This is a genomic window from Streptomyces sp. NPDC015125, assembly GCF_043080045.1.
Taxonomy (GTDB): domain Bacteria; phylum Actinomycetota; class Actinomycetes; order Streptomycetales; family Streptomycetaceae; genus Streptomyces.
Genome location: NZ_JBIBVF010000001.1, coordinates 271,914 through 295,356, shown reverse-complemented (window position 1 = coordinate 295,356; position 23,443 = coordinate 271,914). Strand labels below are relative to the sequence as shown.

The window sequence follows — 23,443 nt, the reverse complement described above, 5'->3', positions numbered from 1 at the left end:
GTCGGGCCGGCCGGAAGCCGGGCCCGCAACCCATTATGGGAGGGGCCGCTGACATGTCCGTAGCCGCCGCATTTCCACAGGTGACAGCGGTCGTCCAGGCCGTGAACGTGCTCGATGCCGGCTCCCTGCTGGCCGCGTTCGGTGCGCTGGGCGTCGCCGTCGTGCTGTTCGCCGAGACCGGGCTGCTGGTCGGCTTCTTCCTGCCCGGCGACTCCCTGCTGTTCACCGCCGGACTGCTGTGCGCCCCGGGCACCGGCGGCGCCGTCCACCTCGCACTGCCCCAGGTACTCACGGCCGCCGCCGTCGGTGCGCTCGCCGGATCCCAGACCGGCTACTGGATCGGCCGGCGCGGTGGCCGCGCCCTGCTGGCCCGCAGCCGCGCCCGCCGGCTGCACGAGGGCGCCGCCCGCGCCGAGGAGTTCCTCACCCGCTACGGCCACGGCAAGGCCATCGTCCTCGCCCGCTTCGTACCCGTCGTCCGCACCGTGCTGAACCCGCTGGCCGGCGCCCTGGGCGTGCCCGCCCGCACCTTCGCCCTCTGGCAGATCGCCGGCGGCCTGCTCTGGACGCTCGGCCTCACCCTCGCCGGATACGCCCTGGGCACGTCGGTACCGAACGTCGACCGCTATCTGCTGCCGCTGGTCGCCCTGGTGGTGCTGGTGTCGCTGGCCCCGCTCGCCGTCGAACTGCTCCGCTCCCGCAGACGCCCGGCACCGGCCCCCGGCCCCACGCCGCCGCCCGACGCCTGAACCACGCCTCACGGTCAGCCCCCCCCGCACCAAGCCCGCCGAGCCCCCCCCGCACCAAGCTCGCCGGGCCGTCCGCACCAAGCCCGCCGAGCCACCCGAGCCACCCGAGCCTCAAGGAGACCCCGTGACCCACCTCGCCTTCGGGGGAGCCTCGATCGACGGCGGCCCGTACACCCGGATCACGGCGCTCGCCCAGCACGCCCCGCCCGCCCTGAACGCCCTCCTCTCCTACTGGACCGACTACGGCCTCGTCCTCTTCGCCGCCCTGATGCTGATCGGCTGGTGGCGCGCCAGGAGCAGCGCCTCCGGTGCCATGGCGCTGGCGCTGGCCACCCCCGTCATCGTGGTCGCCGCCTTCCTCCTCAACGACCTCGTCAAGCTCCTCTTCGATGAACAGCGGCCCTGCCGGACACTCCACACCGCCACCGTCGAGGCCTGTCCCGGCCCCGGCGACTGGTCCTTCCCCAGCAACCACTCCGCCATCGCCGCGGCAGCCGCGGTCGCCCTGCTGCTGTGCGACCGGCAACTGGGCCGGATCGCCGTACCGGCCGCCCTCCTGATGGCGGCCTCACGCGTCTGGGTCGGTGCGCACTACCCGCACGACGTCGCCGCCGGCCTGATCGCCGGCGCCCTCGTGGCCCGGTTGCTCACCCCGCTCGCCCGCCGCGCGACCCCGGCCGTCGACCGGATCCGGGCCACCCGGCTGCGCCCCTTGGTGGCCGCGCGGTGACGGCGTCGGAACCGGAGCGGGAGCCGGAACCGCAGCCGGAACCCCAGCCGAGACCGGAATCAGAACCGGGACCGGAGCCGCAGGAGCCGGACCCGACTCCGCACCCTGACCCAGCCCCACCCCATGGCCCCTGGCGACGTCCCGCCACCGCCCCGCTCCTGACCTTCGCCACGGTCTGCGCCGCACTCTTCGCCGCCCTGGCCCTCACGGTGTCCCTACGGCACGGAGCCCCACTCGCCCCCGAACGAGCCGCCATCCGCTGGTCCACGGCTCACCACGGCGAGCCGCTGCGCTCCATGGCCCGCGCGCTGACCGCCACCGGCAGCGGACCGGTTCCCTATCTGCTGGCGGTACTCGCCGGCCTGCTGGCCGGCCGCGGTGCGGCGGGCAGGCTGCGCGCGGTGATCTGCGCCGTCGCCGTCCTCGCCGTCGGCCAGGCGATCCGTTACGGCCTGATGGAGCTGCTCGCCCGCCCCCGCCCGCCGGCCGCCGACTGGGCCGGGCACGCCTCCGGCTACGCGTTCCCCTCCGGCCATGCCACCACCTCGGCGCTGGCGGCCGGAATCCTGGCCTGGGGCATCGCCCGGCGCGGCCGCCCCGCCGTGACCCGGACCTGGTGCGTGGTACTCGCCCTGTGGGCCGCCGGAGTCGGCCTCACCCGCGTCTACCTGAGCGTCCACTGGCCGGGCGATGTCCTGGCCGGCTGGCTGCTGGCGGCCACCCTGCTCGCCCTCGCGCTGCTCCTGGAGCCGTTCGCCTGCCCCCGCCGGGACTGCCCGGCCCCGGCCGGTACGAGCCCCTCATAGCGCGCATTCCCATGAATAGCTGACGATCGGACCAGATCTTCCCCAAGGCGGCATGGACGCGTCCCACGCCGAGCAGCACTGTCCTGGGTGCCGGACGACGGAAGCGATTTCCGCCACGGCGCCGCTCACGGCACGTACCACCGCACCACCAGGGGGACCCACCGATGAACCAGCCACTCGACGCCTCCCCGCCGCGCCGGTCAGCCGACGGGACCGCCCCGTCCGGCGCCCCGCCCGGCCGCTGCCCGGCCGCCGTCGCCAAGGACCCCACCCCGTGCGAGGGCCCGCGGGACGCCGCCACCATCGTCGACCGCCAGGGCAGGGAGGTCGCCGGCTGCGTCCACCACTGCGCCCGCCTGCTGGCCGGCCTCGAAGGCGCCCGGGTCCACCCCTTCGTCCCCACGATCCAGGCCCTGGACATCTACTCCCGGGCCCGCGAACTCCCGCCCTTCGCCTGGGAGATCGGCAGATAGACGGACAGACGGCCCGGCATACGGGCGGCCTGCCGGGCGTAGAGATCCACGGCCCGGCGGTTTGCCCCAGGGCCCGCCCTCAAGCACGGCCGTGCCCACGGGACAGGCGGGACCATCCCTGCATGCGCGGGGAGCTGCCCGGGAGGAGCAGCTGCGGGCGCGGGGCAGGGGCCTCCCCGCGGGTGCGGGGACCAATGCAGCTGCCAGGTTCGCGTGCCCTTTCCGTCGGGACCAACCCCGTAGGTGCGGGGACCAGTTGCGTCAGGGGTCCATGGCGATCGGCACGCTGGGACCAACCCCGCAGGCGCGGGGGCAAGAATGCTCTTGCAGTCGCCAGACCGATTCCCCTGGGACCAACCCCGCAGGTGCGGGGACCAGCGCCGCTTGATCCACGGCGACCTGGCCGGCATGGGACCAACCCCACAGGCGCGGGGACCAGACGGCGACGAGGCTTCGTTCCGCACCCAGGTCGGGACCAACCCCGCAGGCGCGGGGACCATGCCAAGTTCTGCAGCACGGCGACCATGAAGATGGGACCAACCCCGCAGGCGCAGGGACCAGGAAATCCAGGACATCGCCGACCACTACGACGCGGGACCAACCCCGCAGGTGCGGGGACCAGCGGCTCACTCTCATCCTGGAGGAGGGGAATGAGGGATCAACCCCGCAGGCGCGGGGACCAGGCTTTCCGCTGTGCAAGCCGGGAAGGCCCCGAAGGCCCCGAAGGCCCCGACAGCGCCGAAAGATACCCACGCGCTGGTCAGGGCCTCCAGGCTCAACTCAGCATTCGATGATGTTGACGGCCAGGCCGCCCCGCGCCGTCTCCTTGTACTTGACGCTCATGTCGGCGCCGGTGTCCTTCATGGTCTTGATGACCTTGTCGAGGGAGACGTGGTGGCGGCCGTCGCCGCGCAGGGCCATGCGGGCGGCGGTGACGGCCTTGACGGCGGCCATGCCGTTGCGCTCGATGCACGGGATCTGGACGAGGCCGCCGACGGGGTCGCAGGTCAGGCCGAGGTTGTGCTCCATGCCGATCTCGGCGGCGTTCTCGACCTGCTCGGGGGACCCGCCCAGGACCTCGGCGAGGCCGCCGGCGGCCATCGAGCAGGCGGAGCCGACCTCGCCCTGGCAGCCGACCTCGGCGCCCGAGATGGAGGCGTTCTCCTTGAAGAGCATGCCGATCGCACTGGCGGCGAGGAGGAAGCGGACCACGCCTTCCTCGTCGGCCCCGGGCACGAAGTTGACGTAGTAGTGCAGGACCGCGGGGATGATGCCGGCGGCGCCGTTGGTGGGGGCGGTCACCACCCGGCCGCCGGCCGCGTTCTCCTCGTTGACGGCCATCGCGTAGAGGGTGGTCCACTCCATCGCACGGGCGGCCGCGTCGCCTTCGGAGCGCAGGGCGCGGGCGGCGTTGGCGGCGCGGCGCCGCACCTTCAGCCCACCGGGCAGGATCCCCTCACGGGACATGCCGCGGGTCACGCAGGCCTGCATGACCTGCCAGATCTCCAGCAGCCCGGCCCGGATCTCCTCCTCGGTGCGCCAGGCCTTCTCGTTCTCCAGCATGAGGGCGGAGATGGACAGGCCGGTCTGCTGGGACAGCCGCAGCAGTTCGTCGCCGGTGCGGAAGGGGTGGGTCAGGGCGGTGTCGTCGGGCACGATCGGGTTTTCGCCGGCGACCGCGTCCTCGTCGACGACGAAGCCGCCGCCGACCGAGTAGTAGGTCTTCTCCAGCAGGGGTGCGCCGGAGGCGTCGTAGGCGAAGAGGGTCATGCCGTTGGCGTGGTAGGGCAGGGCCCGGCGCCGGTGCAGGATCAGCTCGGCCGACTCGTCGAAGTCGATCTCGTGCGCGGCGCCTATTTCCGCGCCCATCAGACGCAGACGCTTGGTCTGCCGGATGCGCTCGACCTCGGCGTCGGCGGACTCGACGTCGACGGTGCGGGGGGAGTGGCCTTCCAGGCCGAGGAGGACGGCCTTGGGGGTGCCGTGGCCGTGGCCGGTGGCGCCCAGCGAGCCGAACAGCTCGGCGCGCACGGTGACCGTCTGGGCGAGCAGACCGTCCTTCTTGAGGCGTCCGACGAACATCCGGGCGGCGCGCATCGGGCCGACGGTGTGGGAGCTGGAGGGGCCGATGCCGATGGAGAAGAGGTCGAAGACGGAGATGGCCACGGGGGCGGACTCCCTTGTCTGCTCGTGGTGGACGGTGGAGCGGTGGAGCAATGGGGCAGAGGGGACGTTTCTGCGCTGTTGGTCGAGGGTAACGCGGACCGGGCCGGGCGCCGCCGGACGGAAACTGTCGGGTGCGCGGCGGCGGGGGTAACGGTCGGTGTCGGTGTGGATACGCGGTCAGCGGACTCCGGGCCGTGTACCGGCCCGGCCTGCCGAGGAGGCGTGTCCGGTCCTGACCCGCGTGCGGGGTCCGGCCGGAAACCGCCTCCCCGTGCAGGGCGGCTGCCCGCCACCGCACCGGTCATGCGTGCCGTGCCCGCACCGGCGGGCACCGTGTGTGTGAAGACCGTGCGCGCGAAGAGGGGAGGACAGCGGCAGGCAGACCGTGAGCCGGGACCGACGACCCCGGGCTCACCGTCGTGCACCCTGCGCCCGCCGGTGACCGGCGGGCAGCGGGCTCAGTGCATGAGTCGCGTCACAGGGACGGGTACAGCGGGAACTTCTCCGCGAGTGCGGTGACGCGGGCCTTGAGGGCTTCGGCGTCGTAGGCGGGCTTGAGGGCCTCGGCGATGATGTCGGCGACCTCGCGGAAGTCCTCGGCCTGGAAGCCGCGGGTGGCCAGCGCCGGGGTGCCGATGCGCAGGCCCGAGGTCACCATCGGCGGCCGCGGGTCGTTGGGGATCGCGTTGCGGTTGACGGTGATGCCGACCTCGTGGAGACGGTCCTCGGCCTGCTGGCCGTCCAGCTCGCTGTCGCGCAGGTCGACGAGGACGAGGTGGACGTCGGTGCCGCCGGACAGCACGGAGACGCCGTGCTGCCTGACGTCGTCCTGGACCAGGCGCTCGGCCAGGATCCGGGCGCCGTCGAGGGTGCGCTGCTGGCGCTCCTTGAAGTCGTCGGAGGCGGCGACCTTGAAGGAGACGGCCTTGGCGGCGATGACGTGCTCCAGGGGCCCGCCCTGCTGGCCGGGGAAGACCGCAGAGTTGATCTTCTTGGCCAGCTCCTGGGTGGAGAGGATGACGCCGCCGCGCGGGCCGCCCAGGGTCTTGTGGGTGGTGGTGGTCACCACGTGGGCGTGCGGCACCGGGTTGGGGTGCAGGCCGGCGGCGACCAGGCCGGCGAAGTGCGCCATGTCGACCATGAGGTAGGCGCCGACCTCGTCGGCGATCCGGCGGAACGCGGCGAAGTCGAGCTGGCGGGGGTAGGCGGACCAGCCGGCCACGATCAGCTTGGGGCGGTGCTCCTTGGCGAGGCGCTCGACCTCTTCCATGTCGACCAGGTTGGTCTTCTCGTCGACGTGGTACGGCACCACGTTGTAGAGCTTGCCGCTGAAGTTGATCTTCATGCCGTGGGTCAGGTGCCCGCCGTGGGCGAGGTTCAGGCCCAGGATGGTGTCGCCCGGCTTGATGAGGGCGAACATGGCGGCGGCGTTGGCCTGTGCGCCGGAGTGCGGCTGCACGTTGGCGGCCTCGGCGCCGAAGAGGGTCTTGATGCGGTCGATGGCGATCTGCTCGACGACATCGACGTGCTCGCAGCCGCCGTAGTAGCGGCGGCCGGGGTAGCCCTCGGCGTACTTGTTGGTGAGGACGGAGCCCTGGGCCTCCATGACGGCGACGGGGGCGAAGTTCTCCGACGCGATCATTTCGAGGGTGGACTGCTGGCGGTGGAGTTCGGCGTCGACGGCGGCGGCGACATCGGGGTCGAGCTCGTGGAGGGAGCTGTTCAGAAGCGACATGAGTCTTCCTGGGGGAGTCAGGGGCGCGAGGGGGTCCCCCGGACGGAGCCCGGGGGAGCTTCCGCGGGGGCGGTGGCGGAGGGGGCCGGGCGGCTCAGCTCTGGATGAAGGCGGCGTACGCGTCGGCCGAGAGCAGCTCGCCCGGCTCGCCGCTGATCTTCACCTTGAACAGCCAACCGCCCTCGAACGGGGCGGAGTTCACCAGCGAGGGGTCGTTGACGACATCCTCGTTGATCTCGGTGATCTCACCGTCGACGGGCGAGTAGAGATCGCTGACCGACTTGGTCGACTCCAGCTCGCCGCAGGTCTCGCCCGCCGCGACCGTGGCACCGACCTCGGGGAGTTGCACGAAGACGACGTCGCCGAGCGCGTTGGCCGCGTGCTCGGTGATGCCGACCGTCGAGACGCCTTCCTCGGCGCCCGACAGCCACTCGTGCTCCTTGCTGTAGCGCAGCTGCTGGGGGTTGCTCATGGCTCGATTCTCCTGTACGCGAGGGTGTGGTCGTGAAGGGGGTCGCCCCTGGTGACACCAAGGGGGGAGGGTCTTGCACAGTGAGACGCACGGGTGCGCGCCGCTGCCGGGTCCGCCCCGGGTGAACTCCTACTTCTGCCGCTTGTAGAACGGCAGAGCGGTGACCTCGTACGGCTCATGGCTTCCACGGATGTCCACGCACACACCCTCGGTGCCCGGTGTGGCGTAGGCGGCGTCGACGTACGCGATGGCGACCGGCTTGCCGAGGGTGGGAGAGGGGGCCCCGGAGGTGACCTCGCCGATGACCGTGCCGTCGGCCGTGACGACCGGGTAGCCGGCCCGCGGGACCCGGCGGCCCGCGGCGATCAGACCGACCAGCTTGCGCGGCGGGTTCGCCTCGGCGCGCTCGGCGGCCGCCGCCAGCGCGGTACGGCCGACGAAGTCGCCGTTGTTGGTCGTCTTCTCGAACTTCACGACCCGGCCCAGGCCCGCGTCGAACGGCGTGGTCGAGGTCGTCAGCTCGTGCCCGTACAGCGGCATGCCCGCCTCCAGGCGCAGGGTGTCCCGGCAGGACAGGCCGCAGGGCACCAGACCGGCGTCCTTGCCGGCCTCGGTCAGCGCCTCCCAGAGGGCGACCGCGTCGGCCGGCCGGACGAACAGCTCGAAGCCGTCCTCGCCGGTGTACCCGGTACGGGCGATCAGCGCCTCTACACCGGCGACCGTGCCGGGCAGCCCCGCGTAGTACTTGAGACCGTCCAGGTCGGCGTCCGTCAGCGCCTTGAGGATCCCGGGCGACTCCGGGCCCTGCACCGCGAGCAGCGCGTAGGCGTCCCGGTCGTCGCGAATCGCGGCGTCGAAGCCGCCCGCTCGTGCGCTCAGCGCGTCCAGCACCACCTGGGCGTTGGAGGCGTTGGCGACGACCATGTACTCCTGGTCGGCCAGGCGGTAGACGATCAGGTCGTCGAGAATGCCGCCCTCGGCCTCGCAGATCATGGTGTAGCGGGCACGGCCGGTCTTGACGCCCCCGATGTTGCCGACCAGCGCATAGTCGAGGAGGTCGGCGGCCTGCGGGCCGGTGACGGTGATCTCGCCCATGTGGGAGAGGTCGAACAGCCCGGCGCGGGTACGGACGGCGACATGTTCGTCACGCTCGCTGCTGTAGCGGAGTGGCATGTCCCAGCCGGCGAAGTCGGTCATGGTGGCGCCGAGCGCGCGATGGGTGGCATCCAGCGCGGTACGGCGGGGGGCATCAGTCATGGTTCTGGGCTCCCAGGCAGGGGTGAACAAGACGTTCTCCCCATCTGTCATCGGAACCTGAGAGGTTCACCGGGATCCCGCGAACGGACCCGGTTTGCACCTTGGGTGGAGCCGCCCCGTGCGCCGGGCTGCGGCTCGCTTTTCAGATCTGCCTCGCCTGCGCGGTATAGGGGCCTGAGAGATTCAAGGGAGGACTTGCTCCTTCGGCGCCCCGCCATGGCGGCCGGGGACTCTCCCGCGCGGGTTCAAACGGCCGGTATGGAGTTGGCGGTGCACAGGTGAGACCTGATGTGCACGTGGCGGCCACATCATTGCACGGGATCGCCCGATAGAGGAGCCCCGGCCGTCACCCCGCCCGTGACGTGGGCAGATCGGACAATAGCCTTGATGGGCATTACCTTTTCTTGACACTCTGCGGGTAGGGGACGGACTCGAACCGGAGCAGAACCGGACGGGGAGGACGATCGCGTGCACAGCGAAGCGGCATTCGGGGCCACTTCAGACGTCGTGCCTCCGGCCGTCGTGCCTCCGGCCGTCGCGCCGGCGGTGCCGCCCGCAGCCGGGTCCCGGGCCGGCCGGACGCCGCGGCCCGTCGTCCGGCCGGGGCGCGGAGCCGAAATCGTGGACCTCCGGGACCGTGGACGGGCGAACGGCGCCGCCGAGCTGCGGTTCCCGGCCGGTGACCTGGTGGTGGTCTCCGGTCTGCCGGGCAGCGGCAAGAGCACCCTGATGCATCGTGTCGTACCGCCGCTGGACGCACACGGTGCCGCGGTGCACCGCATCGATTCGCAGGACGTCCGCGAGCGCTGGGAGCACGGCAGGCTGCGCCGGCTGCCGTACGCCCTCTACCGTCCGCTGGTCCGGGTCGCCCACTATCTGACGCTGCATCGTGCGCTGCGCTCCGGGGACAGTGTGGTGGTGCACGACTGCGGCACCCTGGCGTGGGTGCGTGGCTGGATCGCGCGCTCGGCGGTGCGCGGCGGCCGCGGGCTGCATCTGGTGCTGCTCGATGTGCCGCCCGAGGTGGCACTGTCCGGCCAGGAGTCGCGGGGGCGCGGGGTGTCGGGGTACGCCTTCGCGCGGCACCGCGGGGCCGTGGGCCGGCTGGTCGGTGCGGCGGAGTCGGCCCGGCTGCCGAAGGGCTTCGACTCGGCCGTACTGCTCGACCGGCGGACGGCGAGCGCCCTGGAGACGGTCACCTTCGACTGAGCGGACGGCCACCGTGCCCCGCGGGTCCCTCCGCACTCCTTCTCGTCTAGGGTCTTTGGCCAGATGGCGCGGTTTGGAACGGGTGGGAACACATGACATTTCCGGAGCAGGGGATACCGCAGCTGGCGTGGCCGGCGAACGAGCTCGAAGAGGCGCTGGCCGCCTCGGTCGGGCACCCGGGTGCCGGTGGCCGGATCGTCGAGGTACTGGGCCGCAGCAGGGTCTGGGTGCCGCTGCCCAACGGCGGCGGACCGGAGAGCGCGGGGCCCGGCACCCGGGGCCTCGATCTGCCCACCGTCGAGCTCGACGGTGCGGCCTATGTCCCGGTCTACAGCTCCGAGCAGGAGTTCTTGCGGCTGGTGGGCGCGCATATGTCCTTCACCGTCGCCCCGGCCCGGGAGTTCGCCCGCGGGCTGCCCCCGCAGATCGGCATCGCGGTCAACCCGGACGGCAGGGTCGGCGTCCCGCTGCCGCCGCCCGCGGTGGCCGAATTGTGCCGGGAGGGGCGTCACGAGCCGGCCGGTCTGCCCAGCGGCGGCCGGGTGCGGCTCTTCGAGCCGGACTGGCAGCACGAACCGGTGGACTTCCTGGCCGCCGCCGGACTGGAGTTCTCCGGTGCCGGAATTGTCCTGACTGCCCGGCGTGCCCTGGCAAGTGTCGAGGGCGACACGCCCGCGCTGTTCGTCGGTGTGCAGATCGGTGCGGACCCTGCGGCACTGCACGACGGCACCGCTCGCGAGGCGGTACTGTCAGCCCTCGGACGTGCGCTCGGCGCAGTGCCGGTGCCCTGGCCCGTACAGCTCGTCATGCTCGACCTCGCCCAGGGCGACCCGGTCGCCGACTGGATGCTGGAGCGTGTGCGGCCCTTCTACTCTCGGGACCACTCGTAAGCTGGATGGATGACGGGCGGGCGCACCCATGACGTGCCCTGCAGACAGAAGGGACGGACCACGTGAGCGCGGGTGCGCATCAGGGGCCGGCGGCGGCCGGAGCGCTGGAGCAGCTGCTCCAGCAGGTCTCGCCCGGCCGTTACGACGCCTATGAGGCGCTGCTGCACGCGCTCGCCGCGGGCCAGGTCTGGATGCTGCTGTGGCACGGCCGGGCCGGTTCGCCCGATGCGCAGTACGGAAACATGGAGGTCGAGGGCCTCGGCTATGCGCCGTGTGTGACCTCGGCGCCCGAGCTCGCCGCCTCCGGCTGGAACCGCGACCACGAGGTCGTCACCGGCCCGGAGATCGCCGCCGCGCTCTTCCCCGACCGCTGGGGCCTGTGGCTGAATCCGCATGCCCCCGGCGGGGGTGTGGGCATCCCGTGGCTGGATCTGCGCCGTATCGCCGGTGGTCTGGACCGGCTGCCGGCCGGTCCGCTGCGGATCTCCGAACCGGTCATCGACATCCCGCAGTTCTATGCGCTGCTCGCCCAGAACGCGCACCGGACGCCCGCCGTGCGGTCGCTGCGCCGGGCCTGGGTGCAGCCGGCGCTCGGTGCCCCTTATCTGGCGATCGGTCTGGATCTGTACGACACCGGCCAGCAAGCGGTGGATTCGGTGCGGTTGATGATCCAGCAGTCGATCGGCGCGGTTCCGGACGGTCTGCCCGTCTCCACCGTTGCGATGAACGACGAGTTCGACCCGGTCGGCATGTGGATGCGGGCCTCCACGCGTCCCTTCTTCGACCGTGACGGCTACGCCCAGCCGCCGGGTCAGCCGGCCCCCGCGCCGTCGTACGGCTACGGCTACCCGCGCCCTTACTGACAGCCGGTCTCCGGCGCCCCAGGAGTACCACCCGGGCGCCGGTCTCGTGGTGAATTCTCCCTGTATGCCCCGCGGTTGAGGATCTCTCCCGCGGGTGATCGCTCCGCTCAGCCCGAACTGTCGTCCGTATAACGGAAAGCCGTGGAGCACATCACAGTTGCGCATCCATTCCCCGTCAGGGCTGGTGACTGATCGAGAAAGGGATGAAGACTCCGGAAACAACAGGGGCCTCGGCCCTTTGTACGAGCGTCATCCCACGGCGTCGCGCAAGTCTGAGACTTCCATAGTGCGAACTTCCGCGATGCCCGCAGGACTTGCTGCACCGAACTTGCACCAGTGATGTGAACCAGGCCGCAATCCGCGGCGGGCAGGGGCCGGCCACCGTCGGCCGAGAGGGGTCAAAGGCACTGTGACCGCACCGATCGAGACCACCGGGGCGGCTGCTGAGGCGCAGCCGGAAGCGGTGCTGAAGGGCGTCGAGGGAAAGCGGATCGAGGGGCGTTCGCTCGGTCAGATCGCATGGCTGCGCTTCAAGCGGGACAAGGTGGCGGTGGCCGGTGCCATCGTTGTCATCCTGCTCATCGCCGTCGCCGCGCTCTCCCGTCCGATCCAGGCCCTGCTGGGGCTGGACCCGAACAATCCCAACCAGTCGCTGATCGACCCCAACACCACGCTCCCCAAGGGCGACCTCGGCGGCATGAGCGGGGACCATCCCCTCGGCGTGGACCCGAAGTTCGGCCGTGATCTGCTCGCCCGGATCCTGGAGGGATCCTGGGTTTCGCTGATCGTGGCGTTCGGCGCGACGCTGCTGTCGGTCGCCATCGGCACGGTGCTCGGTGTGGTCGCCGGCTTCTACCGCGGGCGGGTGGACGCCTTCATCAGCCGGATGATGGATGTCTTCCTGGCCTTCCCGCTGCTGCTGTTCGCCATCGCGATCTCCGCCTCGCTGCAGGGCGGCGCCTTCGGTCTGGACGGCCTGCCGCTGCACATCTCGGTGCTGATCTTCGTGATCGGCTTCTTCAACTGGCCGTACATGGGGCGGATCGTGCGTGCGCAGACGCTGTCGCTGCGCGAGCGGGAATTCGTGGACGCCGCCCGCGGCATGGGTGCACGCGGGCCGTTCATCCTCTTCCGGGAGCTGCTGCCCAACCTGGTGGGGCCGATCATCGTCTACTCGACGCTGCTGATCCCCTCCAACATCCTCTTCGAAGCGGCCCTGAGCTTCCTGGGCGTCGGCATCCAGCCGCCCCAGGCGTCCTGGGGCGGCATGCTCAACCAGGCGGTCAAGTACTACGAGGTCGATCCCCAGTACATGATCGTCCCCGGCCTCGCGATCTTCGTCACCGTGCTCGCGTTCAACCTGCTCGGTGACGGGCTGAGGGACGCGCTGGACCCGCGCAGCCGCTGACGGCTGCATCGGGCACCCGCTCCGACCCCCCAACTGCATTACCGAGTTTCCGCGTTACTGCGTTACTGCGTTTTGAGGTTTGACCTTTCTCGACGAACGAAGGGGACACCGACCATCATGCGAAGGTCAGTTCCGGTCGCGGCTGTCGCGGCCATCACCAGTGCGGGCCTTTTGCTGGCCGGCTGCAGCGGGGGCAAGGGCTCCTCGGAGGGCTCGGGCGAGGCGAACGCCGCCACCAAGGGCGTCGTCAACGCCTCGGATGCGAAGGGCGGCACGGTCACCTACGCGATGAGCGACGCCCCCGAGTCGTTCGACCCGGGCAACACGTACTACGCCTTCATCTACAACTTCAGCCGGCTCTACGCGCGCCCGCTCACCACCTTCAAGCCGGGCCCCGGCGCCAAGGGCAACGAGCTGACCCCGGACCTCGCCGAGTCGATGGGCAAGCCCAGTGACGGCGGCAAGACCTGGACGTACAAGATCCGCAAGGGCGTCAAGTACGACGACGGCTCCACGGTCACCTCGCAGGACGTCAAGTACGCCGTCGAGCGCAGCAACTTCGCGCGCGACACCCTCTCGCTGGGCCCGAACTACTTCCAGCAGTTCCTCAAGGACAACGACGGCGGCTACAAGGGTCCCTACAAGGACAAGAGCAAGGCCGGTCTGAAGTCCATCGAGACCCCGGACGACCAGACCGTCGTCTTCCACCTCAAGAAGCCGTTCGCCGAGTTCGACTACCTGGTGAGCGCCCCGCAGACCGCCCCGGTCCCGCAGGCCAAGGACAAGGGCGCGGACTACACCAAGTCCGTGCTGTCCACCGGCTCGTACAAGTTCGAGAGCTACCAGGAGGGCAAGAAGCTCACCCTGGTCCGCAACCCGCAGTGGTCCGCGAAGACGGACCCGCTGCGCAAGCAGCTGCCGGAGAAGATCGTCCTGAACCTGAAGGTCGCCCAGTCGACCATCGACAAGGACCTCCAGTCCGGTAACACCCTGGTGGACCTGGCCGGCCGTGGTGTCGACGGGCAGACCCAGGCCCAGCTCCTGACGGACTCCAAGGAGAAGGGCAACACCGACAACACCCTCGGCCAGCGCCTGGTCTACACGGCGCTGAACACCAAGGTGAAGCCGTTCGACAACATCGAGTGCCGCAAGGCCGTCGAGTACGCCATCGACAAGAAGGCCGTACAGACCTCGCTCGGCGGCCCGATCCGCGGTGACCTGGCCTCCACGGTCCTGCCGACCGACATCGACGGCTACCAGAAGTACGACCTGTACCCGCAGAAGTACGACGGCGACAAGCTGGACCTGACCGAGGCCAAGAAGCACTGGGCGAAGTGCGGCGCCGGCAAGACCACGACCACGATCCTGGCCCGCAACGACCGCCAGGACGAGGTCGACGCGGCCACCTCGGTGATCGACTCGCTGAAGAAGATCGGCGTCACCGCCAAGATCCAGTCGTACCCGACCAGCAAGTACTTCTCGGACTACGCCGGTGTGCCGAAGTTCAACAAGAAGAACAACGTCGGCATGATCATGATGCAGTGGGGCTCGGACTTCCCGACCGGCTACGGCTACCTCCAGCAGATCCTGAACGGCAAGGCGATCAGCCAGTCCGGTAACGCCAACCTTTCGGAGCTGGACGACCCGGAGATCAACAAGCTGCTCGACACCGCCATCGCCAACACCGACAAGGCGGCCCGCGAGAAGGCGTACGCCGAGATCGACAAGAAGACGATGGAGCAGGCGGCGCTGGTCCCGCTCACCTACTTCAAGGTTCTGATGTACCGCTCGCCCAAGGCCACCAACCTGGTGTCCACCTCGGCCTTCAGCGGTCAGTACGACTACCTCAACATCGGCGTCAAGAAGTAGCAGCCCTGGAAGGCAGGTGAAGGCATTGGTGTCCGCGGGCCGGCGGTAAAACCGGCTCGCGGCGCCGACGCCGCATCCCCGTGTTCTCGTACATCATCCGCAGGTTGATCAGCGCAGTGGTTCTGCTGCTGATCGTCAGCGCGGTCACTTTCGGCATCTTCTTCCTGCTGCCGAAGCTGGCCGGGCAGAGCACCGACCAGCTTGCCCAGCAGTACATCGGAAAGGCCCCCACGCCCGCGGACATCGCCGCGGTCAAGAAGAATCTCGGCCTGGACAAGCCCGTGTACGAGCAGTACTGGGACTTCCTCAAGGGCATTTTCGTCGGCGTCGACTACAAATTCGGTCCGGAAGCGGCCAAGTGCCATGTGCCGTGCTTCGGTTACTCCTTCAAAACCCATATCGAGGTCTGGCCGGAGATCCAGAACCGGCTTCCGGTGACGCTCTCGCTGGCCGCCGGTGCGGCCGTGCTGTGGGTCGTCTCCGGTGTCGCCACCGGCGTGCTCTCCGCGCTGCGTCCCGGCTCGCTCTTCGACCGGATGGCCATGGGCGTCGCGCTGGCCGGCGTCTCCCTCCCGATGTTCTTCACGGGAGCCCTGGCACTGGCGCTGTTCACCTACCAGTGGCCGATCTTCGAGCGCAGCGACTACATCTATCTGACGGACGATCCCTTCGGATGGGCCCGGACCCTGGTCCTGCCCTGGGTCACCCTGGCCTTCCTCTACTCCGCGCTCTACGCCCGGCTCACCCGGGCGGGCATGCTGGAGACGCTGAGCGAGGACTACATCCGTACGGCCCGCGCCAAGGGTCTGCGCGAGCGCAAGGTGGTCGTCCGGCACGGCCTGCGGGCCGCGCTCACCCCGATCATCACGGTCTTCGGCATGGACCTGGGCCTGCTGCTCGGCGGTGCGCTGATCACCGAACAGGTCTTCTCGCTCAAGGGAGTCGGTGCCTTCGCCGTCGAGGCGATCAACGCCAACGACCTCCCGAACATCCTCGGCGTCACCCTGCTCGCCGCGTTCTTCATCGTCATATGCAACCTGGTGGTGGACGTTCTGTACGCCGCCGTCGACCCGCGGGTGAGGCTCTCGTGACCGACTCCTCCGAGGACAAGACCGAGGCCGCCGTGGGCGAACCCACCGCGGCCGGCTCCCGGCCCCCCTCCGCCTTCCTCGAAGTGCGGGACCTGAAGGTCCACTTCAATACCGACGACGGGATCGTGAAGTCGGTCGACGGCCTGAACTTCACCCTGGAGAAGGGCAAGACGCTCGGCATCGTCGGCGAGTCCGGCTCCGGCAAGTCCGTCACCTCCCTCGCCGTGATGGGCCTGCACCGCGCCTCGCGCCAGCAGCGCAGCAAGCTGAACATGTCCGGCGAGATCTGGCTGGACGGCAAGGAACTGGTCTCCGCCGATCCGGACGAGGTGCGCCGGCTGCGCGGCCGCGAGATGGCGATGATCTTCCAGGACCCGCTGTCCGCGCTGCATCCCTTCTACTCGGTCGGCGCCCAGATCGTGGAGGCCTACCGCGTCCACAACGACGTGGACAAGAAGACCGCGCGCAAGCGGGCGATCGAGATGCTCGACCGGGTCGGCATCCCGCAGCCCGACAAGCGGGTGGACGACCATCCGCACCAGTTCTCCGGCGGTATGCGCCAGCGCGCCATGATCGCGATGGCGCTGGTGAACAACCCGGAGCTGCTGATCGCGGACGAGCCGACCACCGCCCTGGACGTCACCGTCCAGGCGCAGATCCTGGACCTGATCCGCGATCTGCAGAAGGAGTTCGGCTCGGCGGTCATCATCATCACCCACGACCTCGGTGTGGTCGCCGAGCTCGCCGACGACCTGCTGGTGATGTACGGCGGACGGTGCATCGAGCGCGGCCCGGCCGAGAAGGTCTTCTACGAGCCCCGGCACCCCTACACCTGGGGGCTGCTCGGCTCCATGCCGCGCATCGACCGTGACCAGACGGACCGGCTGATCCCGGTGAAGGGTTCCCCGCCCAGCCTGATCAACGTCCCGTCCGGCTGCGCCTTCAACCCCCGTTGCCCGTACGCGGATGTCCCCAAGGACAACCTCACCCGTACGGTCCGCCCCGAACTGCGCGAGGCCGGCGGCGGGCACTTCTCCGCCTGCCATATGTCGCAGGAGGAGCGGGAGCGTATCTGGACCGAAGAGATTGCGCCGAAGCTGTGACCGAGACGACTGACGACCAGAACAAGAAGATTCCGCTCCAGAAGACGGCGGAGACTCCCGCGGAACCTGCCGCGGAGACCTCCTCCGACGTCGAGCCGCTGCTCAGGGTCCGCGGTCTGGTCCGGCACTTCCCGATCACCAAGGGCCTGCTCAAGCGGCAGGTCGGGGCGGTGCAGGCGGTCGACGGCATCGACTTCGACGTACGGCCGGGGGAAACCCTCGGCATCGTCGGCGAATCCGGCTGCGGCAAGTCGACGATGGGCCGGCTGATCACCCGGCTCGACGAGCCGACCGCCGGCTCCATCGAGTTCCAGGGCAAGGACATCACCCATCTGTCCCCGGGCAGGCTGCGGCCGATGCGCCGGGACGTCCAGATGATCTTCCAGGACCCGTACGGCTCGCTGAACCCGCGGCACACCATCGGCGGGATCGTCTCCACCCCCTTCCGCCTCCAGGGCGTCGAGCCCGAGGGCGGGGTGAAGAAGGAGGTGCAGCGGCTGCTGGAGCTGGTGGGCCTGAGCCCGGAGCACTACAACCGCTATCCGCACGAATTCTCCGGCGGCCAGCGGCAGCGCATCGGCATCGCCCGTGCGCTGGCGCTCAAGCCCAAGCTGGTGGTCGCCGACGAGCCGGTCTCCGCGCTCGATGTGTCGATCCAGGCGCAGGTCGTCAACCTCATGGACGACCTGCAGGACGAGCTGGGCCTGACGTACGTCATCATCGCCCATGACCTCTCGGTCATCCGGCATGTGTCGGACCGGATCGCGGTGATGTACCTCGGCAAGATCGTGGAGTTGAGCGACCGCAAGGGGCTCTACGAGTCGCCGATGCACCCGTACACCAAGGCGCTGCTGTCCGCGGTGCCGGTGCCCGACCCCAAGCGGCGCACCCAGCGCGACCGGATCCTGCTCAAGGGCGATGTGCCCTCGCCGATCAACCCGCCCTCCGGCTGCCGGTTCCGTACCCGCTGCTGGAAGGCGACCGAGGTGTGTGCCACCGCCGAGCCGCCGCTGGTCGCGCTGCGGACGGGGCACCAGGTGGCCTGCCACCACCCGGAGAACACAGCGGACACGCCGGACGCAGCGGACGCGGCGGGCCCGGAAGGCGCCGCTCCGGCGGGCGGTCAGGCCGCAACCGACAAGTAACACTTGGGACTTGGCAAAGTCCTGGGTGGAACGCGGCGGGAGAGTGCAGAGTCAGCACGGTTGTTCGATCTTGAGGCGAACTTCATCCGTGTGTCCGAAGGGATGGCTCATGGCACTCTCCCGTTCCGCACGTCGCACCTCCCGCTGGCTCGCACTGGCCACCGCGGTGGCCTCGGCCGCCACCATCGCCGCCGCACCCGGCGCGTCCCCCGGCGCCCCGGGCATCGGCGACCCGTACTTCCCCAAGCTGGGCAACGGCGGCTTCGACGCCCTGCACTACGACCTCGGCGTCAGCTACCACCCCGGCAGCGGCCGCCTCGACGGCCGCACCACGCTCACCGCCAGGGCCACCCAGAACCTCTCCGCCTTCGACCTCGACCTGCAGAAGCTGACGGTCGACTCGGTCCGGGTGAACGGCCGGCGGGCGCACTTCACCAGATCCGGCGACGAGATAACCCTGCGCCCCGACTTCCCGCTGCGCCGCGGCAAGAAGTTCACCGTCACCCTCGCCTACCACGGTGTCCCCGAGCCGCTGAGCGGTCCGATCGTCTTCGGCTCCGACTACGGCTGGATGAAGACCAAGGACGGCGTCTTCGTCGCCTGTGAGCCGAACGCCGCCTCGACGTGGTTCCCCTCCAGCGACCACCCCGACGACAAGGCGACCTACGACATCCGCATCGACGCCCCCAAGGGCCTGACCGGTGTCTCCAACGGGCGCCTGGTCAACTCCGGGGAGGCGCACGGCCGCTCGTACGCCCACTGGCGCGAGAGCCGCCCGATGGCGACGTACCTGGCCACCGCCACCATCGGTAGGTTCGACGTCCGTACCGGCACCACCCCCGGCGGCACGCCCCTCTACGTCGCCACCGACCCGACCCTGCCCACGGGCACCGTCGATGTCTACGGCGTCACCTCCGAGGCCACCGACTACTGGTCGAAGGTCTTCGGCCCGTACCCCTTCGAGGAGACCGGGGCGATCGTCGACGACATGCCGCAGGCCGGCTTCTCGCTGGAAGTGCAGTCCAAGCCCGCCTACTCGGCCGTGCGCAGCGAGGCGACCATCGTCCACGAGCTGGCGCACCAGTGGTTCGGTGACTCGGTCTCCGTCAAGCAGTGGAAGGACATCTGGCTCAACGAGGGCTTCGCCAGCTATGCGCAGTGGCTGTGGACCGAGCACCGCGGCACCCTGAGCGCCCATGACGCCTTCCGCAAGGCGTACGACGCCCGGCCGGCGGGTGATGCCTTCTGGAAGGTGAAGGTCGCCGATCCGCAGCGGGACACCATGTTCGCCCAGGCGGTCTACTCCCGGGGGGCGATGACGCTGCAGGCGCTGCGCGAGCGGATCGGGGACACCGCGTTCTTCACGCTGCTGCCGGCCTGGACCTCCGCGCACCGCTACGGCAACGCCGACACCGCCCAGTTCATCGCGCTCGCCGAGAAGGTCTCCGGGCAGCAGCTGGACGACCTCTTCGCCACCTGGCTGAACACGGACAGCAAGCCGGCGCTGCCGGCGAACTGAGCACCCGCCCCGGTCAGCCGGAGTTCTGCTGCCCGCGCCGCTCGCGGAGCTGCTGTGAGCGCGGCAGGTGCAGTCCGAGGTAGACCGCCCCCATCCGCAGCGCGAACACCACCCCCGCCGAGATCGCCGCGGCGGGGGTGGCCCCGGTGCCGAGGTGGTCCAGCAGGAGATAGCAGCAGCCGCCGGCCAGCGCGGCGATCGCATAGACGTCCTCGCGCAGCAGCAGTGGCGGGAACTCCCCGCACAGCACATCGCGGATGACCTCGCCGGCGACCCCGGTCAGGACCGCCAGGATGATCACGGCGACCGGCGTGGCGCCCGCCTCGATCGCGGCGCGGGCCCCGATCACCGTGACCACGGACAGTCCGATCGCGTCGACCACCAGCAGTGATTTGTGCGGTAGCTGCCAGAACCGCAGATAGATCATGGTGCCGACGCCGACACAGATGATCACGGTCAGCAGCACCCAGTCGTGCGTCCAGTACAGCGGCCGCCGGTCGAGGATGACATCGCGCAGCGTGCCGCCGGAGATCGACGCGGCGAAGGCGAGCACCAGGCCGCCGAAGGGGTCCATATTGGCGCGATAGGCGGCCAGCACCCCGCTCGCGGCGAAGGCGGCCACACCGACCAGGTAGAGGACGTGAAGCATGGCGCTCATCATCGCAGGCCCGGAAGGAATGCTTCCGCGCGAGGCCGCTAAAACTGACACTACCGGTCGGTAACCATCCGGTGTAGCGTGCAACCCATGGCTCAGGTGACCCAAGGCAACAGCGAGTTCGACCGCGATACGGCGGTCACCCGCCGCGCCCCCGGCGTCTATGACGCCCACCTCTCCGCAGGCTGGACGATCATCAAGGCGGTCAACGGCGGCTACCTCCTCGCGCTCATGGGCCGCGCCCTGAGCGATGCCCTCCCGCACCCGGACCCGCTCTCCGTCACCGCGCACTATCTGACGGCCTCGGTCCCCGGCCCCGCCGTGATCCGTACCGACGTGGTCCGCACCGGCCGCACGATGTCCACCGGCACCGCCAGCCTCGTCCAGTTCGCGGAGGACGGCAGCGAGGTCGAGCGGCTGCGGGTGCTCGCCGCGTACGGCGACCTCGATGCGCTGCCCGACGACGTCCGCACCACCGCCAAGCCACCGGCCATCCCGCCGTACGAACACTGCCTGGGCACGGACAGCGCCCCCGACGGCCGCCCCGCGATCCCCGGCAGCACCGCCATCGCCGAGCGGCTCGCCCTCCGCCTGGACCCGGCGACGGCGGGCTGGGCCGTCGGTGCCCCGTCCGGCAAGGGCGAGATGCGCGCCTGGTTCGGCCTCGCCGACGGCCGCGAACCCGACCCGCTCTCCCTCCTGCTGACCGTCGACGCCCTGCCGCCCACCGCCTTCGAGATGGGACTGTCCGGCTGGGTGCCCACCGTCGAGCTGACCGCCCATGTCCGCCGGCGCCCGGCGCCGGGCCCGCTGCGGGTCGCCATCACCACCCGCAACCTGGCGGGCGGTTTCCTGGAGGAGGACGCGGAGGTCTGGGACTTCGAGGACCGACTGGTCGCCCAGTCACGGCAGTTGGCGCGTGCGGTGCTGCAGGAGTAGCAGGGCGGGCGGGCCTGCCGCACGTCGGGAAACGGGGCCGCGGGAAACGGGAGCGGCCGGCCCCGCGACCACCCGCGCCGGCCCGGTACCGGGCGTCCGGCGCCGCCCCGGCACCCCGCCGCTCCCGCGCGCTGGGCATGCGCCCCCGGAGCCCGCCGCGCCGACTCGTAGAATCGTGCGCACCATGGTTTACCTCGACCACGCCGCCACCACCCCGATGCTTCCCGAGGCGGTGCAGGCGATGACCGCCCAGCTGACCGTCACCGGCAATGCGTCCTCGCTGCACGCCGACGGCCGGCGGGCCCGGCGTACCGTCGAGGAGGCGCGCGAGTCCCTCGCCGTCTCGCTCGGCGCCCGCCCCAGCGAGATCGTCTTCACCGCGGGCGGCACCGAGGCCGACAACCTCGCGGTCAAGGGCCTGTACTGGGCGCGCCGGGCCGCCGATCCGGCCCGTACCCGCGTCCTCGCCAGCCCCGTCGAGCACCACGCGGTCCTCGACGCCGTGGAGTGGCTCGCCGAGCACGAAGGCGCCCGCGTCGAGTGGCTGCCGGTCGACACCTACGGGCGGGTGCGCGCCGAGGCGCTGCGCGAGGCCATCGCCCGCAACCCCGCCGATGTCGCGCTCGCCACGGTCATGTGGGCCAACAACGAGATCGGCACCATCCAGCCGGTCCGCGAACTGGCCGAGGCCGCCGCGGAGTTCGAGGTCCCGCTGCATGCGGACGCGGTGCAGGCATTCGGCCAGCTGGAGGTCGACTTCGCCGCCTCCGGGCTCGCCGCGATGACGGTCTCCGGCCACAAGATCGGCGGCCCGTACGGCATCGGTGCGCTGCTGCTCGGCCGTGAGTACGCCCCGGTGCCGGTGCTGCACGGCGGCGGCCAGGAGCGGCACGTACGCTCCGGCACCCTCGACACCCCCGCCATCGCCGCCTTCGCCGCCGCCGGCCGGCACGCCGTCGCCCACCGCGAGGACTTCGCCCGCGACATCGGCGCGCTGCGCGACGACCTGGTCAAGGCCGTACGCGCCGCCGCCCCCGACGCCGTCCTCGGCGGCGACCCGGACCCCGCGGGCCGCCTCCCGGCCAATGCCCACTTCTCCTTCCCCGGCTGCGAGGGCGACTCCCTGCTGCTCCTCCTGGACGCCCAGGGCATCGCCTGCTCCACGGGTTCCGCCTGCACCGCCGGTGTCGCCCAGCCCAGTCACGTCCTGCTGGCCACCGGCATGTCCCCGGAGCTCGCCCGCGGCACCCTGCGGTTCTCCCTGGGCCACACCTCCACCGCACAGGACGTGGCGGCGCTGGCGCAGGCCATCGGCCCGGTCGTGGAACGGGCGCGGAGCGCGGGGCTGGGCTAGCGGGCCGGCGGGCTTGAGCCGGCGGGCCTGCGCGACGGGGCCTCGCCGGCGGGTGGCCCCACGGTGCCCCGGCTCGGGCCTCGACTAGCGGGTGGCCCCACGGTGCCCCGGCTCGGGCCTCGACTAGCGGGTGGCCCCTCGGCGCTCCGGTGCGGGCGTTGGCACCGGTGCCCCCGTGGGGGCATGCGCACCACTGCTTCCCTGGCCGGCGGCCCGCGGTGGCTTCCGTACGGAGCGGCGCAGCTCGGCCCGTACGAGTCCCAGATACCGGTCCCAGTCCCAGTGCTTGCCCGGATCGGTGTGATCCGTCCCCGGCACCTCCACGTGCCCCACGATGTGCTCCCGGTCGGCCGGGAAGCCGTAGCGCCGGCATATCCCGGCCGTCAGCCGCGCCGACGACGCGTACATGGCATCCGTGAACGACTCCGGCCGGTCCACGTACCCCTCGTGCTCGATCCCGACGCTCCGCTCGTTGTAGCCGCGGTTCCCCGCGTGGAACGCCACATCCAGCTCGCGGATCATCTGCGCGATATGCCCGTCCTTCCGGATCACGTAATGGGCGGCGGCCTCGTGATCCGGGTCCTGGAAGACATCCAGCGCGGTCGCGTAGCTGCCCTGGACGACGTGGACGACCACCCGGTCGATCCCGTAATCCGCCGGCCGGTCCGCCCGCCGGTAGTTCTCCGGGGACGCCGCGACCCACTGCGCGCCCCGGAAGTCCACCGCGCCCGCCGTGCGCGGCTTCTCGTTCCCCGGCAGCCGCCACCACCAGCGCGCCGCCTCGCCCCCCGCCACGAGCGCCGCGACCCCGGCGACCACCGCCCCGCCGCCCCCGATCCACAAGGCCCGCCGCCGGGTGAGGCCGGGCGCGGCCTCCCGGCCTCCCCGCAGCTCCCCGACGCTCTTGCCGGCACTCTCCCCGCTGCTGTCCCCACCGCTGTCCCCGTCACTTTTCCCCATGCGCTGCATAACGCTTTCGGCCCGGTCGCCGGTTCCGTCTACCCTGGACT

General features: G+C 70.8%; 21 protein-coding genes and 1 riboswitch. Of the genes, 15 read left to right on the top strand and 6 right to left on the bottom strand.

Annotated elements, in window-relative coordinates; translation table 11 throughout:
- The first annotated feature begins 53 nt into the window (after positions 1 to 53).
- From ACF088_RS01265 to ACF088_RS01250, 4 genes are all read left to right on the top strand, one after another.
- The gene (locus ACF088_RS01265; RefSeq protein WP_392373303.1) at positions 54 to 749 is read left to right on the top strand and encodes a DedA family protein; all 696 of its coding nucleotides are present in this window, start codon (positions 54 to 56) and stop codon (positions 747 to 749) included.
- Positions 750 to 873: 124 nt separating this feature from the next.
- Positions 874 to 1,479 carry a phosphatase PAP2 family protein gene (locus ACF088_RS01260; RefSeq protein ID WP_392373301.1) on the top strand — a complete coding sequence of 202 codons (606 nt, stop codon included), beginning with the start codon at positions 874 to 876 and terminating at the stop codon, positions 1,477 to 1,479.
- Positions 1,476 to 2,285, top strand: coding sequence for a phosphatase PAP2 family protein (locus ACF088_RS01255; protein ID WP_392373299.1), 810 nt, complete (start codon positions 1,476 to 1,478; stop codon positions 2,283 to 2,285). Before ACF088_RS01260 ends, ACF088_RS01255 begins: the two co-directional genes overlap by 4 nt.
- 164 nt (positions 2,286 to 2,449) lie before the next feature.
- Positions 2,450 to 2,758, top strand: a complete 309-nt coding sequence (locus tag ACF088_RS01250) for a hypothetical protein (protein ID WP_392373298.1) — start codon at positions 2,450 to 2,452, stop codon at positions 2,756 to 2,758.
- 780 nt (positions 2,759 to 3,538) lie between these two features.
- Here ACF088_RS01250 and ACF088_RS01245 read toward each other — a convergent pair.
- The 4 genes from ACF088_RS01245 to gcvT all read right to left on the bottom strand — a co-directional run bounded on the left by ACF088_RS01245 (position 3,539) and on the right by gcvT (position 8,388).
- Positions 3,539 to 4,924, bottom strand: coding sequence for an L-serine ammonia-lyase (locus ACF088_RS01245; RefSeq protein WP_392373296.1), 1,386 nt, complete (start codon positions 4,922 to 4,924; stop codon positions 3,539 to 3,541).
- Positions 4,925 to 5,399: 475 nt separating this feature from the next.
- Entirely contained in the window at positions 5,400 to 6,659 is a 1,260-nt protein-coding gene (gene glyA / locus ACF088_RS01240; protein WP_392373294.1) for a serine hydroxymethyltransferase, read from the bottom strand.
- 94 nt (positions 6,660 to 6,753) lie between these two features.
- Positions 6,754 to 7,131, bottom strand: coding sequence for a glycine cleavage system protein GcvH (gene gcvH, locus ACF088_RS01235; RefSeq protein WP_392373292.1), 378 nt, complete (start codon positions 7,129 to 7,131; stop codon positions 6,754 to 6,756).
- Between the two features lie 129 nt (positions 7,132 to 7,260).
- Positions 7,261 to 8,388 (bottom strand): glycine cleavage system aminomethyltransferase GcvT, encoded by a 1,128-nt coding sequence (gene gcvT / locus ACF088_RS01230; protein ID WP_392373291.1) that lies wholly within the window; start codon positions 8,386 to 8,388, stop codon positions 7,261 to 7,263.
- A 152-nt stretch (positions 8,389 to 8,540) separates the two neighbouring features.
- Positions 8,541 to 8,636: riboswitch (glycine riboswitch) on the bottom strand.
- A gap of 274 nt (positions 8,637 to 8,910) precedes the next feature.
- Here gcvT and ACF088_RS01225 point away from each other — a divergent pair.
- The 9 genes from ACF088_RS01225 to ACF088_RS01185 all read left to right on the top strand — a co-directional run bounded on the left by ACF088_RS01225 (position 8,911) and on the right by ACF088_RS01185 (position 19,485).
- Positions 8,911 to 9,597 (top strand): AAA family ATPase, encoded by a 687-nt coding sequence (locus ACF088_RS01225; protein WP_392373961.1) that lies wholly within the window; start codon positions 8,911 to 8,913, stop codon positions 9,595 to 9,597.
- A 92-nt stretch (positions 9,598 to 9,689) separates the two neighbouring features.
- Positions 9,690 to 10,487, top strand: coding sequence for an enhanced serine sensitivity protein SseB (locus tag ACF088_RS01220; protein ID WP_392373290.1), 798 nt, complete (start codon positions 9,690 to 9,692; stop codon positions 10,485 to 10,487).
- A 62-nt stretch (positions 10,488 to 10,549) separates the two neighbouring features.
- On the top strand, positions 10,550 to 11,350 hold the full coding sequence (locus tag ACF088_RS01215) for an enhanced serine sensitivity protein SseB C-terminal domain-containing protein (RefSeq protein ID WP_392373288.1): 801 nt from the start codon (positions 10,550 to 10,552) through the stop codon (positions 11,348 to 11,350).
- 409 nt (positions 11,351 to 11,759) lie between these two features.
- The gene (locus ACF088_RS01210) at positions 11,760 to 12,758 is read left to right on the top strand and encodes an ABC transporter permease (RefSeq protein ID WP_392373286.1); all 999 of its coding nucleotides are present in this window, start codon (positions 11,760 to 11,762) and stop codon (positions 12,756 to 12,758) included.
- 117 nt (positions 12,759 to 12,875) lie between these two features.
- Entirely contained in the window at positions 12,876 to 14,627 is a 1,752-nt protein-coding gene (locus tag ACF088_RS01205; protein WP_392373284.1) for an ABC transporter substrate-binding protein, read from the top strand.
- An 80-nt stretch (positions 14,628 to 14,707) separates the two neighbouring features.
- Positions 14,708 to 15,718, top strand: a complete 1,011-nt coding sequence (locus ACF088_RS01200) for an ABC transporter permease (protein ID WP_392373283.1) — start codon at positions 14,708 to 14,710, stop codon at positions 15,716 to 15,718.
- On the top strand, positions 15,715 to 16,821 hold the full coding sequence (locus ACF088_RS01195; protein WP_392373282.1) for an ABC transporter ATP-binding protein: 1,107 nt from the start codon (positions 15,715 to 15,717) through the stop codon (positions 16,819 to 16,821). Before ACF088_RS01200 ends, ACF088_RS01195 begins: the two co-directional genes overlap by 4 nt.
- Entirely contained in the window at positions 16,818 to 17,966 is a 1,149-nt protein-coding gene (locus ACF088_RS01190) for an ABC transporter ATP-binding protein (RefSeq protein ID WP_392373280.1), read from the top strand. Before ACF088_RS01195 ends, ACF088_RS01190 begins: the two co-directional genes overlap by 4 nt.
- Before the next feature lie 109 nt (positions 17,967 to 18,075).
- Positions 18,076 to 19,485 (top strand): M1 family metallopeptidase, encoded by a 1,410-nt coding sequence (locus ACF088_RS01185; protein WP_392373279.1) that lies wholly within the window; start codon positions 18,076 to 18,078, stop codon positions 19,483 to 19,485.
- 13 nt (positions 19,486 to 19,498) lie between these two features.
- On the opposite strand, the gene ACF088_RS01180 is transcribed toward ACF088_RS01185, so the two are convergent.
- Entirely contained in the window at positions 19,499 to 20,134 is a 636-nt protein-coding gene (locus tag ACF088_RS01180) for a trimeric intracellular cation channel family protein (protein ID WP_392373277.1), read from the bottom strand.
- 96 nt (positions 20,135 to 20,230) lie between these two features.
- Between ACF088_RS01180 and ACF088_RS01175 the strand changes: the two genes are divergently transcribed.
- On the top strand, positions 20,231 to 21,079 hold the full coding sequence (locus ACF088_RS01175) for a thioesterase family protein (RefSeq protein WP_392373276.1): 849 nt from the start codon (positions 20,231 to 20,233) through the stop codon (positions 21,077 to 21,079).
- Between the two features lie 184 nt (positions 21,080 to 21,263).
- A complete protein-coding gene (locus ACF088_RS01170; protein ID WP_392373960.1) occupies positions 21,264 to 22,433 on the top strand; it encodes a cysteine desulfurase family protein in 1,170 nt (389 codons plus the stop codon).
- Positions 22,434 to 22,556: 123 nt separating this feature from the next.
- On the opposite strand, the gene ACF088_RS01165 is transcribed toward ACF088_RS01170, so the two are convergent.
- Positions 22,557 to 23,393, bottom strand: coding sequence for an N-acetylmuramoyl-L-alanine amidase (locus ACF088_RS01165; protein WP_392373275.1), 837 nt, complete (start codon positions 23,391 to 23,393; stop codon positions 22,557 to 22,559).
- Positions 23,394 to 23,443: the final 50 nt, after the last annotated feature.